Annotated in this window: 14 protein-coding genes and 5 pseudogenes; 9 read left to right on the top strand and 10 right to left on the bottom strand. The window is 47.5% G+C overall.

The annotated features are described in order from the left end of the window. Positions 1-159: 159 nt before the first annotated feature. From CS369_RS09995 to rluE, 8 genes are all read right to left on the bottom strand, one after another. Positions 160-1,245: a cupin domain-containing protein gene (locus CS369_RS09995; RefSeq protein ID WP_244664927.1), complete on the bottom strand. Its 1,086-nt coding sequence runs from the start codon at positions 1,243-1,245 to the stop codon at positions 160-162. Positions 1,246-1,377: 132 nt separating this feature from the next. Next, positions 1,378-2,829 (bottom strand): two-component system sensor histidine kinase PhoQ, encoded by a 1,452-nt coding sequence (phoQ, locus tag CS369_RS10000; RefSeq protein WP_196906964.1) that lies wholly within the window; start codon positions 2,827-2,829, stop codon positions 1,378-1,380. Between the two features lie 2 nt (positions 2,830-2,831). Further along, positions 2,832-3,512, bottom strand: coding sequence for a two-component system response regulator PhoP (gene phoP, locus CS369_RS10005; protein WP_195313029.1), 681 nt, complete (start codon positions 3,510-3,512; stop codon positions 2,832-2,834). A 215-nt stretch (positions 3,513-3,727) separates the two neighbouring features. Next, positions 3,728-5,098 (bottom strand): adenylosuccinate lyase, encoded by a 1,371-nt coding sequence (gene purB, locus CS369_RS10010; RefSeq protein WP_196906965.1) that lies wholly within the window; start codon positions 5,096-5,098, stop codon positions 3,728-3,730. 147 nt (positions 5,099-5,245) lie between these two features. Then, positions 5,246-5,872 carry a high frequency lysogenization protein HflD gene (gene hflD, locus CS369_RS10015; RefSeq protein ID WP_196906966.1) on the bottom strand — a complete coding sequence of 209 codons (627 nt, stop codon included), beginning with the start codon at positions 5,870-5,872 and terminating at the stop codon, positions 5,246-5,248. A 3-nt stretch (positions 5,873-5,875) separates the two neighbouring features. After that, positions 5,876-6,982 carry a tRNA 2-thiouridine(34) synthase MnmA gene (mnmA, locus tag CS369_RS10020; protein ID WP_196906967.1) on the bottom strand — a complete coding sequence of 369 codons (1,107 nt, stop codon included), beginning with the start codon at positions 6,980-6,982 and terminating at the stop codon, positions 5,876-5,878. 106 nt (positions 6,983-7,088) lie between these two features. Continuing rightward, the gene (locus CS369_RS10025; protein ID WP_196906968.1) at positions 7,089-7,556 is read right to left on the bottom strand and encodes an NUDIX hydrolase; all 468 of its coding nucleotides are present in this window, start codon (positions 7,554-7,556) and stop codon (positions 7,089-7,091) included. Further along, on the bottom strand, positions 7,549-8,175 hold the full coding sequence (rluE, locus tag CS369_RS10030; protein WP_196906973.1) for a 23S rRNA pseudouridine(2457) synthase RluE: 627 nt from the start codon (positions 8,173-8,175) through the stop codon (positions 7,549-7,551). Before rluE ends, CS369_RS10025 begins: the two co-directional genes overlap by 8 nt. A gap of 131 nt (positions 8,176-8,306) precedes the next feature. Between rluE and icd the strand changes: the two are divergent. Continuing rightward, a pseudogene (gene icd / locus CS369_RS10035) lies at positions 8,307-9,560 on the top strand (NADP-dependent isocitrate dehydrogenase). Positions 9,561-9,716: 156 nt separating this feature from the next. Continuing rightward, positions 9,717-9,851, top strand: a pseudogene (locus tag CS369_RS24930) (replication protein); the annotation flags it as partial. A 421-nt stretch (positions 9,852-10,272) separates the two neighbouring features. Here CS369_RS24930 and CS369_RS10040 read toward each other — a convergent pair. Next, entirely contained in the window at positions 10,273-10,650 is a 378-nt protein-coding gene (locus tag CS369_RS10040) for a helix-turn-helix domain-containing protein (protein ID WP_244664928.1), read from the bottom strand. Between the two features lie 71 nt (positions 10,651-10,721). Here CS369_RS10040 and CS369_RS10045 point away from each other — a divergent pair, with 71 nt between their 5' ends. From CS369_RS10045 to CS369_RS10070, 6 genes and pseudogenes are all read left to right on the top strand, one after another. After that, on the top strand, positions 10,722-11,282 hold the full coding sequence (locus tag CS369_RS10045) for an NADPH-dependent F420 reductase (protein WP_196906969.1): 561 nt from the start codon (positions 10,722-10,724) through the stop codon (positions 11,280-11,282). A gap of 629 nt (positions 11,283-11,911) precedes the next feature. Next, positions 11,912-12,148: pseudogene (locus CS369_RS10050) on the top strand (transposase); the annotation flags it as partial. 729 nt (positions 12,149-12,877) lie between these two features. After that, positions 12,878-13,084: a DUF1471 domain-containing protein gene (locus CS369_RS10055; RefSeq protein ID WP_244664929.1), complete on the top strand. Its 207-nt coding sequence runs from the start codon at positions 12,878-12,880 to the stop codon at positions 13,082-13,084. A gap of 11 nt (positions 13,085-13,095) precedes the next feature. Continuing rightward, positions 13,096-13,344, top strand: a complete 249-nt coding sequence (locus tag CS369_RS10060) for a hypothetical protein (RefSeq protein WP_196906970.1) — start codon at positions 13,096-13,098, stop codon at positions 13,342-13,344. Further along, the gene (locus CS369_RS10065) at positions 13,341-13,661 is read left to right on the top strand and encodes a hypothetical protein (RefSeq protein ID WP_196906971.1); all 321 of its coding nucleotides are present in this window, start codon (positions 13,341-13,343) and stop codon (positions 13,659-13,661) included. Before CS369_RS10060 ends, CS369_RS10065 begins: the two co-directional genes overlap by 4 nt. A 475-nt stretch (positions 13,662-14,136) precedes the next feature. After that, positions 14,137-14,433 (top strand): hypothetical protein, encoded by a 297-nt coding sequence (locus CS369_RS10070; RefSeq protein WP_196906972.1) that lies wholly within the window; start codon positions 14,137-14,139, stop codon positions 14,431-14,433. On the opposite strand, the pseudogene CS369_RS23490 reads toward CS369_RS10070, so the two are convergent. Next, positions 14,426-14,599: pseudogene (locus CS369_RS23490) on the bottom strand (ISL3 family transposase); the annotation flags it as partial. The gene CS369_RS10070 and the pseudogene CS369_RS23490 overlap by 8 nt on opposite strands. On the opposite strand from CS369_RS23490, the pseudogene CS369_RS23495 reads away from it, so the two are divergent. After that, positions 14,600-14,713: pseudogene (locus tag CS369_RS23495) on the top strand (DUF1441 family protein); the annotation flags it as partial. Positions 14,714-14,777: the final 64 nt, after the last annotated feature.

Below are 14,777 nucleotides of genomic sequence, written 5' to 3' on the forward strand. Positions count from 1 at the left end.
GAAGGTACAAGTATAGATAATTATACTTGATTGAGGGTGTGTGTCACCATGATAGGGGAAGACACAGTAATAAACATGTTGTTGATGGGGGAAATGTGAGGTTTATATAGATACCAGTCATTAAAAATGACCGGTATCAACTGAGGATAACAGTATTATTTAATCCATAAAATACCAATAGCCGCTGTTAATGAATACCGTCAATTTTGCCAGGAAGGAAGGATCTTCCAATGCTTCGCCCAACACACCGCCTTCAAACGTCAACTGCTCTGACAGGGCGAGTGCAGCGCTATGGTGTGGAGTGTCGAGGCACTCACCGTTGACAAAGTACTGCTCTGCCACGCAGAGCACGCGTAATCCGTTTAACCGTCGTAAAGCAGCCCCTTGCTGAAGTAATTCGTAAACTTCACCGGGTTGATATGGCTGCTCTGGCGGCGCGATATCCAGCTCATGACGCGATTGCGTAATAAACTCACCAAACCAACGCTGGAAGTGTTCCGGTTGCTGCACCAGATCCAGCATCATTTTTTGCAGTGTATCCAGTTCCTGGGGCAATACCGTGGCCGGGTGTTCACGTTCAGGGATATCGGGATCGCTATAACGATAGCTCCCCAACTCACGAGCTAGTACATAATCGGCAAAACCGCTGACGAGTTCACGCCCGTTAGGTGAACGAAAGCCGACCGAGTAGTTGAGTGCATTTTTCAATGAATAGCCTTCATGGGGAAAGCCGGGCGGAATATAGAGAATATCGCCCGGAGACATCAGCTCATCAATAATCGGCTCGAACGGATCCACCTGGAGAAGATCCGGGTGAGGGCAGTTCTGCTTCATATGGATCTTTTCCCCGACGCGCCAGCGGCGCTGACCGGTTCCCTGAATGATGAATACGTCATATTGGTCGATATGAGGCCCTACGCCGACGCCCGGTACGGAGAATGAGATCATCAAATCATCGGTACGCCAGTCGGGAATATGACGAAACGGATGCATCAGTGCTGCTGAGGCGTCATGCCAATGGTCAACGGCCTGCACCAGCAAGGACCAGTTGTGTTCACCTAAATGGTCAAAGCTGTCGAAAGGACCGTGACTGACTTGCCATTTGCCTGCATCGTGGCTGACTAAACGGCTGTCAACTTCGTTTTCCATTGCCAGCCCGGCAAGTTCATCGGGGGATATGGGATCGATGAAATCGGTAAAACCCTGTTTGATCACCACAGGGCGTTTTTGCCAGTAATTCGCCATGAAAGATGGCCAATCGAGATTCAGTTAATAATCCATACCATGTTTCCAACAAAGGGGGGCTGTAAGAGTATAACCAATTTCAGCGTCGGAGTTGCAGCACAGAGCGGCAGTGTGATGACAACAAAGCCGAGGTTAATCAGGATGTGGATGCTGACGGCCGAAAATGGTTTCAACGCGGGCACCACCAAGGACACTGTCGGTGATGATAATTTCCCCTTCGTATTGCTCGATAATATCCAGCGCGACGGAGAGTCCAATGCCCTGACCGGGGCGCAGCGTATCCGCCCGTTGACCACGTTGGAAAATCATTTCACGTTGGCTGCGCAGTATGCCGGGGCCATCATCGTCGATCAGCAAATGCAGACGATGGTCCGAATACTGTGCGCTCACTTCAACAAACTCAAGGCTGTATTTAAAGGCGTTGTCGAGCACGTTACCCAGCACTTCCATAAAGTCGTTTTTTTCGCCGACAAAGGTTAATTCCGGGGAAATATCCAACGTGATGACAACGCCTTTACGCTGATACACTTTGTTCAGTGCGGAACACAGGCCATCAAGCAATGCTGGAACGGAGTGCACCTCACGCAGCAGCAGATTGTGTTCATAACGCATGCTCGCGCGATGCAGGTAGTAGCCTATCTGTTGTGAGATACGGCTGATTTGCGCCAGCATCACCGGTTCTGCCTGTTCGATATGCACTTCTTTATCCGTTCGTAGCGCACGTAATGTGGTTTGTAGCACGGCAAGAGGTGTTTTTAGGCTATGCGTTAGATCAGTTAGCGCCGTGCGGTATTTTTGATAACGCTTACGTTCGTTATTGAGCAGAATGTTGAGGTTGCGCACCAGGCTATAAAGTTCGCGCGGTGGATTCTCATCAAGCTGTTCGCGGGTGCCATTTTCCAAATCGGCAACCTGTTCCGCCAGCGTCTTGATCGGGTGCAAACTCCAGTGGGCAGCGAGCCAGAGTAAAGGTAGCACTAACAACAAATTGGCGATAAAAACATAGCTAAACCACTCCCAGACCATATCTGCCTGTTGCAGTTCCTGGGGGATTTTATCAATCACGACAATGGTTAACGCGGGCAGATTTTCTGTGGCCGGGTAGGTATTGACGGCGATAGAGTGGGTGAACGGAGTCTTTTCTATCTTGCTGCTAAAGCGGGTCAGCTTGCTGAGGACCTGAGCATCGCCTTTGAATACCGAGCTGCTGGTCTGGGTGTTGGTATCAAGTTCGTGGTAATCGGTTTTTGTCAGCCACTCGGGTTTGATCAGCGCTTCCAGTTCCGGTACTTCGCGTTCGCGCCAGAGAATTTTGCCGCCCTGATCGTAAATCAGCACCAGCGTGGGATAGCTGATATCCATGTCAGACGGCATGGTGACGCTAAGCTGATGATCCTTCCACTGCGCCAGACGGTAAAACAGGTTGCTTTCACCGCGCAGCAAACGGAATGACGTTTTATCAAAACTTACGCTGTAGCCAATAATAGCGATGGCCCCATATGACAGCGATAGGGCCAGCACTATAGCGACAGCAGCAAGCAGAAAACGGATACGTAAGGAGAATGGCCGTCTTTTTACACGCATAGCTATGAAGAGGCGACCAAATCAAAACGATAGCCTTGGCCTCGCACAGTAGTGATTACGTCGGCATCATACACCAGTTGCAATTTTTTGCGTAGACGTCCCATTAACACATCAATAGTGTGGCTTTCACGCAATTCTGCATCAGGATAAAGTTGCAGCATGAGTGACTCCTTGCTGACCACCTTACCGTTGTTACGAATCAGCGTTTCAATAATTGTGTATTCAAATGCTGTGAGCTTAATCGGCGTACCCGCCACCATTAATTCACGACGCGACAGATCAATTTCAAACGGTGGCAAACTGATTAACTGGGAAGCCAGGCCGCTGTTACGTCGCATCAGCGCCTGCATTCGGGCAACGACTTCCTCGAGATGAAAGGGCTTCGTTACATAGTCATCAGCACCGGCTTCAAGTACGGCGACTTTATCCTGCCAACTTTCTCGTGCTGTCAGTACCAAAATGGGCAGCTTCACTTGCTGATTGCGCCAACGGCGAATCAGCGTCATACCATCTTCAACGGGCAATCCCAAGTCCAGAATAGCGATATCAGGGGCATGTTCATGCAGGAAATAATCTGCTTCTTTAGCGTCCGCAGCCGCATCAACCTGATGGCCCATTTCTTTCATCTGAACGGTGAGGTGATGGCGCAGCAACACATTATCTTCAACAACTAATACGCGCATGACTTTATCCTTCATTGAACTAGACGATCCGGGCTATGCCTCCTAATTCTAACAAAAAAAGCAGAATTGAGCATTGGCGGTGGCGATGTAAATTATCCACAATCGCAGTAAACTAAATGTAAACAAACGTCGAGGGAATGGAGAAAAAGCCTAACGCGAACCAATAATCAATCGCAAAGCAGGCACGAGGGGTTGTTACCCCTCGTGCTTACACGTTATTTTAACGTGTCTACCAGCGTCACCGTGTGACCAATGTAGGTTGACGGCGTCATCGCTTTTAGGCGTGTTTTTTCTTCTTCAGGCAATTCGAGGCCGTCAATAAAGGCCTGGATGCCTGCACCGTCAACGCGTTTTCCACGTGTCAGCTCTTTCAGTTTCTCATAAGGCTTCTCAATACCATAACGGCGCATGACCGTTTGGATAGGTTCAGCCAGCACTTCCCAGTTGTTGTCCAGCTCATCCAGCAGACGGTCGCGGTTCACTTCCAGTTTGCTGATGCCTTTCAGGGTTGCTTGATAAGCGATTAGCGCATAACCGATACCCACACCTAAGTTACGAAGTACGGTGGAATCGGTCAAATCACGCTGCCAGCGTGACACCGGCAACTTGGTTGCCAAATGGCCCAGTACGGCATTGGCCAGTCCCAGATTGCCTTCGGAGTTTTCGAAGTCGATTGGGTTCACCTTGTGCGGCATTGTGGAAGAGCCTATTTCACCCGCGATGGTTTTCTGCTTGAAGTGATTCAGTGCGATATAACCCCAGATATCCCGATCGAAATCGATCAGAATGGTATTGAAGCGGGATATGCAGTCGAAAAGTTCCGCTATGTAGTCGTGCGGTTCAATCTGCGTGGTGTAGGGATTCCACTGAATACCCAGCGAGGTGACGAAGCTTTCGCTGAATGCGTGCCAGTCCAGCGTGGGATAAGCGGCCAAATGCGCGTTGTAGTTACCCACTGCGCCATTGATTTTGCCAAGAATTTCGACATGTTGCAGTTGGCGATATTGGCGCTCCATGCGGTAAACCACGTTGGCGAACTCTTTGCCAATGGTCGACGGCGTTGCGGGCTGGCCGTGGGTGCGGCAGAGCAGGGGAATGTCACGATACTGCTGTGCCAACGTCTTGAGGGCATCAATAATTTGACGCCAGAACGGCAGAATGGCATCACGGCGTGCGCAATCCAGCATCAAGGCGTGAGACAGGTTGTTAATATCTTCTGACGTACAGGCGAAATGGATAAATTGATTGACCGCATGCAGGCTAGGGACCGCCGCGACTTTTTCTTTCAGAAAATACTCGACCGCTTTCACATCATGATTGGTCGTGCGTTCGATAGTTTTGATACGCGCGGCGTCAGTTTCATTGAATTCTGCGACAATTTTATCAAGGAAAGCGTTTGCGTCGGCGTCAAATGCAGGAACTTCCTTGATTTCTGCACAGGCTGCCAATTTTTGCAGCCAGCGGACTTCAACCTGCACACGAAATTTCAGTAAACCAAATTCACTGAAAATAGCGCGTAACGTGCTGACTTTATCACCGTAGCGACCATCAATCGGGGACACGGCGGTCAGTGAAGATAATTCCATCGCAAGCAACTCCTGGGGTGTATTTATCAAAGTATAGGTTTAACAACACATAAATTAAAACGATAACATCAGCAACGTTTAGGTGTTGTGATGATGCATGGGGGGCCTATGCGCCGTTTGTTGATTTCGAAAGCGGTCGCCCATGGATTAACAACGGGCCAGTATCAGTTTGGTTTCTTTCACCAAACGAGCGCGAGAAAACATCAGTTGCAAACGTCCACCGCCGACCTGTTGCCACAGTACCGCAGCACGGATACCTGCCAGCAGCGCGGCGCGCACTTTGGCCTGCACCTGCGTATTTTTCAGCACTTTCGGGGAACCGGTTACCTGAATTCTCGGGCCCAGTGCGCTGATGACATCGACATAAATCCCGGCCAGAGCGCTGATAATCGTCTCTGACATGAGCTCGAAATGTTCGAGTTGGCGTGATAGTTGGCTAATACGGTTACCCAATTCGTCGAGCGCTGCGCTATTGCCACTTAACTTGCGCTCAAGGGCAATCAAACTAAAAGCATAGCGGGATAATTCTGCGCCTACGCCCTTGGCGCTGCTGTTTAAAATACCCAGCAAGGTTTCCAATCCGACCTTTACGTTACGCTCATCGCCACCGAATACTGCCACGGTAGATCCGGGATTCATATCCAACAGGCTGTTGAGCGAAGTTTGCAGTACGTCATTATCACCGTGGCTATGGTGCGCCAACTGTTGAACCAGATGGGCAGATTGACAAACGCCCGCCAGAGCCAGCGTGATGTCCTGGTAATTTTTAGCCACAGGCTACTCCTGTACTCGTTCTTCGATGATGCCACCGCCAAGACAAACCTCTCCCTGATAAAACACCGCGGATTGACCCGGTGTGACGGCAGCGATCGGCGCATCAAAACGAACACTGATGCGTTCGCTATCCAGCGGGGTTACCGTACAGGGAATGTCTTCCTGACGATATCGCGTTTTCACGACACAGCGGAAAGGTTCAAGGCGCGGTTGGCGATCGACCCAATGCAGCTGTTGCGCGATAAGTCCCTGTGACATCAGGCGTGGATGATTGTGTCCTTGCGCAACATACAGAATATTATTCGCGACGTCTTTATCAACCACATACCAGGGATCTTCGCTGCCCTCTTTGACACCGCCGATGCCCAACCCTTTGCGCTGTCCCAGTGTGTGGTACATCAAGCCCTGATGTTGCCCCATGGGTTTGCCGTCATGGACGGACAGGATAGGTCCCGGCTGTGCAGGCAAGTAGCGCGCCAGAAAATCTCGGAATTTGCGTTCACCGATAAAACAGATACCTGTGGAATCTTTCTTTTGCGCGGTTGCCAGACCAAGGCGTTCTGCGATACGGCGCACTTCAGGTTTTTCCAGCTCTCCCACCGGGAACAGGCTTTGCGAGATTTGCTGGTGGTTGAGTGTGTAAAGGAAATAACTTTGATCTTTATTGCCGTCTTTTCCGCGCAACAAACGCGTGGCACAGCCGCTGTCATGGCGGCGAACATAGTGGCCGGTAGCGATATAGTCGGCCCCTAGATCTTCAGCGGCAAACTCCAAAAACGCTTTGAATTTTATCTCTTTATTACACAGGATATCGGGGTTGGGCGTGCGGCCCGCACGGTATTCCGCCAGAAAATGTTCAAATACATTATCCCAATATTCCGCAGCAAAATTGACGGTGTGTAGCACAATGCCCAATTTGTCGCATACGGCTTGCGCATCGGCCAGATCGGTAGCCGCAGAGCAATACTCCGTGTCATCGTCTTCCTCCCAGTTCTTCATGAACAGGCCTTCAACCTGATAGCCCTGTTGCTGTAACAGGTAGGCGGAAACGGAAGAATCGACACCGCCGGACATTCCGACAATGATTTTTTTCTGGCTGTTATCTGACATGGGCGTCTCACGAACTGAAGTGTTGACGCGCGGCTCAAAGGACTTCAACGCGTCAGCATGAAAAACAAGAGGCATATTTTATCATGATGTTGCCCGGGCTGCATGGCTAATCCTGCGCATTGGGCATTTCAAAAGGCCAGTTAAAGGCTCCCAGCAGGCTGAGCGGATAGTGTTCTGTCGTCTGATAGCAGCGAATACTTTCTGCCACTAGCGGCGATCGCAACTGCGTGGAATGCAGAATTTCCTCGGCGCTGAGCCAGTGACAGCAACTGATATCGCTGTCATGCGGGGTGGTTGGAAGTATTGCTGGGAGATCAATGGCAAAGCAAAAACGCAGAAACGGGGTTTGGTCGGGGGCAATCCACTGGTGAAGACGCAGAAAAGCCTGCGGTGCTGAACTGATGACGGTTTCTTCCCACAGTTCGCGTCGAGCCGCCTGAATCAATGTTTCGTTAGCCTCAAGGTGCCCTGCGGGCTGGTTCCAGGTTGCTTTACAGCGAATCTCTTCTTCAACGATTAAAAAATGGTTTTCAGCCTGTACCACACAGGCCACGGTAACATGTGGTTTAAACATCAAGAATCTCTCTCCAGGTGCCAGGCGGTAAATGGTCCAGTGTCTGATTGGCCATACCGTAGCGTATCAGGCGTAGGGTTGGATAGCCTATGTGCGTTGTCATGCGACGAACCTGACGGTTTCGCCCCTCATGCAGCGTGATTTTTAGCCAACTGTCTGAAACGGTTTTCCTTTCGCGAATCGGCGGCACGCGTTCCCATAGCCACTCCGGGGAAGCAACAATTTCTGTGCCTGCGGGCAATGTCATGCCATCTTTCAACGGCAAGCCGCGACGAAATTGCCGCAAATCTGCCTCTGTCGGGGTGCCTTCTACCTGAACATAATAGATTTTCGCGGTTTTTTTCCCCGGTTGAGTGAGTCGGGCTTGCAGTTTTCCGTCATTAGTGAGAATCATTAGACCCTCGCTATCACGATCCAACCGTCCTGCGGCATAAATATCAGGAAAAGGGATATAGTCTTTCAGGGTAGTGCGGCCTGCTTCATCGGTAAACTGCGGAAGCACGTCAAAAGGTTTGTTGAACAGAACGATGCGGCGCGGCACAGTGGAAACCGCGCGTTTACGCGAAGTTTGCGAACTGAATCGCTTAAGGTTTTGATTTTTAACCGAGAATTTATTCATCATCTTTATAGCCGAGAGTTACAAAGGCATTATATTCGAAATGGTTTGCGATTGGCGTGGGCAAAATATTCAAGTAGTATTGACGCGCATCTTACAAATAATTAACAAAATTGCGCTCGAAGGAGAGGTTAATGGAAAGCAAAGTAGTTGTACCAACAGACGGACAAAAAATCACTGTTGATGCCCAAGGTAAGCTGAACGATCCTAATAATCCGATCATCCCCTTTATCGAAGGCGACGGTATCGGCGTGGATGTAACTCCTGCGATGATCAATGTTGTTAATGCCTCAGTGAAGAAAGCTTATGACGGCAAACGCGCTATCTCATAAATGGAAATCTACACCGGTGAAAAATCCACCCAGGTGTATGGCAGCGACGTCTGGTTGCCGGAAGAGACGCTGGATTTGATTCGTGATTACCGTGTCGCCATCAAAGGCCCACTGACTACGCCTGTCGGCGGCGGTATCCGTTCTCTGAACGTTGCTCTGCGCCAACAACTGGATCTCTATATCTGTCTGCGTCCGGTTCGTTATTACGAAGGTACACCAAGCCCGGTTAAACAACCTGAGCTGACTGACATGGTGATCTTCCGTGAAAACTCCGAAGACATCTATGCGGGTATCGAGTGGAAAGCCGGTACCGCTGAAGCAGACAATGTGATCAAATTCCTGCGTTATGAGATGGGTGTCAGCAAGATTCGCTTCCCGCAACAGTGTGGTATTGGTATCAGGCCGTGCTCTGAAGAGGGTACAAAGCGTCTGGTACGTGCCGCCATTGAGTACGCCATCGTCAACGATTCTGAATCTGTGACGTTAGTCCACAAGGGCAACATCATGAAATTCACCGAAGGCGCGTTTAAAGACTGGGGCTACCAGTTGGCACGTGACGAATTTGGCGGTGAACTGATCGACGGTGGTCCTTGGGTTAAAATCAAGAATCCGAACAGCGGCAAAGACATTATCATTAAAGATGTGATTGCCGATGCGTTCCTGCAACAGATTTTGCTGCGTCCGGCGGAGTATTACGTTATCGCTTGTATGAACCTAAACGGTGACTACATTTCCGATGCGCTGGCTGCTCAGGTCGGCGGTATTGGTATCGCGCCCGGTGCCAGCATTGGTGATGAATGCGCGCTTTTCGAAGCGACTCACGGTACAGCACCGAAATATGCCGGTCAGGATAAAGTGAAACCCGGTTCAGTCATTCTTTCCGCTGAAATGATGCTGTGCCACATGCACTGGTTCGAAGCGGCCGACCTGATTGTTAAGGGTATGGAAGGCGCAATTAAGAACAAGACTGTGACCTACGATTTCGAACGTCAGCTGGAAGGCGCTAAGCTGTGGAAATGTAGCGAGTTTGCTCAGGACATCATCGACAATATGTAATCTGCGGTTAAGCGTGGATTAACAATAGGGGCCAATTTCGGACCCTTAGTTTTTGCGCCAAAAACCTTTCCCCAAAATTGTTTGTAAATCAAACTATTTTGTTGCTGATAATCACCCAATCCTTACCGCGGTCATCGTTGTATTTGTCTGTCATTTGAGCACGCCGGAAACGGATTGAGTGTTCCGCCGATCTGCCGCCAGCTTGCAGCACCGAAACACCCTGGTGGGCCAACACCCGCGCAGCAGATGCATCAGGAATATCTTCGTAAAAAGGCGGCTGGGCTTTTTTGAACTGAGATCTACAGAAAATGGCTAGAGTAAGTCACTGGCATGCACTTAGAGACCTTATATCTACTGCCTTCCGCAATGAGCAGTATAGGGATAACCACAATCGCCTTGTAGCAACAACAACGGACATTATCGCAGAAGCGAGAACGCTTTCTAACCGGGAAATCAGGCCCAGCCAGATACATCAGCATGTAGAACAGTGGTGCGGGGCTGGCGCGTTCTGGAGGAGACTCCAGCTAACAAAAATGTTTACATCAAGGCTCATAATTATTGAAAATCATGTTGATGTGTCGTGTTTCAGACTTGAACTGGCAGTGTTCAGTGTTTAAACACGGTAAAATCTTACCGTCTGCAACGAGCGAGGAGCGGACGAAACAGGAATAATATTAATTACCCCTTATCGTAGTATTAGGTCAGTAGATTTCTAAGAGGTTTGTATTTTTTCGTCATATTGGTTCTGAGAATAATTAATTTTTTCTAAGTTCTCACAAGCCCATTTACAGAGCGCCAGCACAGGTTGGCTTAATGACAAGCCTAAAGCGGTCAGTGCATATTGGACCATCGGAGGGTTCGTAGGCAGTACCGTTCGTTTCACTATCCCGTCACGTTCCAGTGCTTTTAATGTCCTTGTAAGCATTTGCTGGGAAATGGCATCAATGCTTCGTTTCATTCCATTAAAATGTAATGGCCCATTCTGCAGAATGTAAATCATCATCATCGTCCATTTGTCCCCAACGCGCGAGAGCACTTGGCTAATGTTTCTGTCATCCTTAAGTACTACCAAGCTATGGGTCATATTCATGTGACTAAGTCCGGTTTGTATGCCTTCTTGCAGAAAGTAATTCTAGTCCCATAATTTACCTAAGTTATTAAATGTTAATGGAGTTAAAAATGAGAATCGGAATAATTGGTGCTGGAAACATAGGTTGTACACTTGCAAAAAAATTCTCCGCCGCTGGACATGGTGTCATGTTAGCGAATTCGCGTGGACCGGAAAGTATTAAGGAGTTAGCCTCAAATCTTGGAGCAGTAGCAGTTACCGTTCATGATGCCGTCAAAGATGTTGATGCACTCATAATAGCAATTCCTGAAGATAGAATTCCTCAGCTTCCCAAAGGATTGTTGGCAAATATTCCTCCGCATTTTCCTGTGGTAGACACCGGTAACTATTACCCAGGTGTTCGAGATGAAGTGATCCCAGAGATTGATGCAGGTTTAGTAGAAAGTCAGTGGGTTGAGCTGCAATTGGGCTGCCCAGTGATCAAGGTTTTCAATAATATAATGTCTGTTAGTTTGGCCGAAAAAGGGCGCGTTCAAGGCGATCCTGAGCGTATTGCACTTCCGGTCTCGGGTGATGATTCTGAAGCAAAACAGACAATGATCCAACTTGTAAACGATGCTGGATTGATGGTCTGGATGCAGGTCGTCTCGTAGATTCATGGCGTCAGCACCCTGGTACACCAGCCTATTGTACCGATTTACAAGCGGGTGAATTATGGGGTGCTCTGGAGAGAGCAGATAAAAAAACTGCACCACGGTTTCGAGAAATGGCCATTCAACGTAGAAGTGAATTAATTAGCCCAATCTCTAGCAACGATATTGTTCAATTAAATCGCAACATTTTCAATTTATAGACTTAACAAGTTCAGGTGTAGGAGCTAGCTCATCAGTGTTACTTAACTATATGGTTAGTTATGCAATAATAACTCATCGTGCCGGGTAACCTGATTAACAGCAAAACGTAACATTGATTTATGTAAGCAACGTCCGCCTTTGGCACTGAGCGGACAACCCCAAGAGGCAGGACGTCCTTTATGAGCGAGAAGCAGAAGTTCGCAGTTGCTCTCATATCCCGATGGTGGCATTACTCAGGCTTGCGCGAGTTAATCAACGGCGGCAGTTCAAAGGTCATCTGTTTGTTGTTCTTTTCGTACTGACCGGCCCCCGTTGATTAACACTCTAAATAACTTTGCGTAATAGTAGATCACTTGAAGGGAACTCAGTCCGAGTTGCGCGATCTGATCAATCGCCAAATCAAAACAAACCACCAACCGGACTGAGCAATGCCGATCATAGCAGCAATCCCTGATGAAGAACGACAACGGATGCGTAAAGAAGCCCAACAGACCCGCGATAAAAACCACGCCAGACGTCTTATTGCCATACTGATGCTGCATCGGGGAATGACCGTTACTGAGGTCGCAGACGTGCTCTGTGCTGCTCGCTCATCTGTCGGAAGGTGGATAAATTGGTTTACTTTACATGGCGTTGAAGGACTAAAGAGCTTCAATCCCGGACGAACTAAACCATGTGGATGGATCACGTTTCAATAGTTGATCGCGTTCTTGTCGCAACGATTGCAATATGCTGTTTTTATCACCGTAAATGTTGTAATCACGGCTATTGATATCCATATGTGACAATGTATAACATTGTTCTTGATTAGTACTTATGTCCTTTAATTCGTGTCCGTCCGTTAAGCTGAGCACTTTGGGGCCATCGCTTGTGTATATCATTAATGAATTACAAGACCGATCGTGTTTCAACGCAGATAACTGCTGGTTGGATATGGTTTCTTTCGCCGCGCACAGCCTGATAAAATCAACGCCATGGCTAGAGTTAGTTTCATAAAAGACTCCTTAGATAAGGGCTCGTAGAGGAACGTGGTGATGGATCGAGGAGTAAATCCATCGGCTTTTTCCTTGGCGGGTGAACAAGGTTTGTGGCAGGACCGGTGTCTATTCTGCTGAAAAATCTCATCTGAAGGTATTCTGCTCATACCCCATAATGATACCAATGTGTGTTTTTTTAGAACATAGACACAGAATCAACCAACTGGCTTTGGCTAGCGATATTTCCTTTTGATGTATAACAATATATTTCAATTATTTTGAATAAAATATAACAATTTTATCTGATACCAGATGCTGAATGATGTCGCTATAATTAATCGAATCAAAGGTTGATGACTTTTTTATCAGACATCGAACAGAGGGATTTATATCATTTATTTAATCAAAAAATTTGACGTGGTTATTGCTCTTGGTCTGGTTTCTTTCGATAGCTTTGCTGCACAAGAAGTTGGCACTGTTCAGGTCAATGGTGCAGAAACGCTGAGCGATTTTGAATCTCAGGTAGCTGCAAAAGCTGAATCTGCTGGCGCAACATCTTACAAGATTGTTTTTGCTACGAGTAACGATCAACTGCGTACTACTTTATGCCACCCGATGGCATGATCGGTTTATGCATGATGTCGAATGGCAACGCTGCGGGATTTAAGGGCAATCAGGTGATGTTCAGTGAGGCTTACTTGCCCTATGCCTGGAAGGACAGTAATAAACAAACTTCACAGGATGAGATAGTCGCTATTGCCGCAGTGGGGACGACGTTGGTCGTGGGCACGAAAGGCATTCCCTATATCTTTTCTGGCATTTTGCCATCAAACATCACCTCAACCCATTCACTTATCGCACTCTCCTGTGTTTCACGTCAATGAATGATGACCATGAATGGTTTTGCACTTTATGCCTCACCCAATGGACTGGTTTCTATCAGCGCATCCGGGGCGGCGGAAATAGGTACGGCAAGTATTATCGAGGCCAAACAGTGGCGCCGATGTTTAACCCGTCGTCTATTCGTGCCTGGAGAGTGGAAAATGAATATCTGGCCTTGTATGACATCGATAAGGGTGTGGCTGGTTTTATTTTTGATCCGGCCAGTATGGACATTCGTCACATCACAGCCAGTTTTGATTGTGCTTATAACGATGAATCGAGCGATACGCTGTACATCACGAAAGGGAAGGCACTGTAAACGTTGGGAGATGGCGAACCACTGAATTGCCGTTGGCGCTCGAAAGTGTATCTGGCACCTGAAAATGCAGCTTTCTCCTGTTTACGCATCATGTCTGATGCTCCTAATGCAACGAATTGGATTGAAGTGACTGATGTGGCCATGATGAGTTCTTCTACAGTTGTCTTGTTCATGGCTCAAATGCTATCTGGATGTCTGTTTTCACAACAGAGACAAAGGGTAAATCAACAGTTTTTCGTCAATAGAGCATCATCACCTATAACATTAATTACTATATTTTAGCTACTTTGAGTGAAGTTATTCGTAAACTGGTTCAGTTATATACTCATTAAGTAAATGTATAAAAAAGAGTCTTCATCTTTTGTGGTGGCTCAATCAACAGTTCTACATTTTCACTTTCTTATTTTTTATCGGATCATGAACTTTGACTTATATAAAGGTGTCATATGAATTTATATTTAAGGGAGTAACGTTCATGCCTTTCTTACAAAATTATGCATATGCTGCTTTTATCTTATTGCTTCATAGCGTTGCAGTATCGGCCTCACCAGATATGTTATATGGTACTGATAAGAAATATTATTTACCATCACCAGAGGATACATCAACATTATCTTGGGAGAAGACTGAGTATCAAACTGATAAAAAAACATATTGTCTTATCCCTAGTGATCCTGGATGCATCAATATGTGGCAAAAGGAAAGAGAAAGGGAGAATTACGAGCGAATACAACGTTACGAGCAAAAAAAACTCTATAATCCCCCTAAATGATTACTCGAAAATTCATATTCAGTTTCCCATAGTGGAACATTACGCCTAACTTGAAACGATCTTTGTTCCTGAAGTCTCGTTACTTGATCCTGAGCAGCTGTATTTTGCTGTTCAGAGGCTCCGCATTCTGATTCGATACACGGTTTTTCATCGCATTCAGGATACCGATCTCGATGCACTACAGAACCCCTCAAAAATAGGACCAAAGGACCGTAAAGACTGGTTCCAGTCGGAAAATGAACGCATAAAGCTCGAAACATCGCTAAAGCATCTAATGCCTGTGTAAGCACACCGGTTTTAGTTCCACGCACTTTTTGAGATTTCCGGGTTTTCAGCCATCAGCC

Source organism: Candidatus Symbiopectobacterium sp. 'North America' (genome assembly GCF_015762685.1).
Classification (GTDB): Bacteria; Pseudomonadota; Gammaproteobacteria; order Enterobacterales; family Enterobacteriaceae; genus Symbiopectobacterium.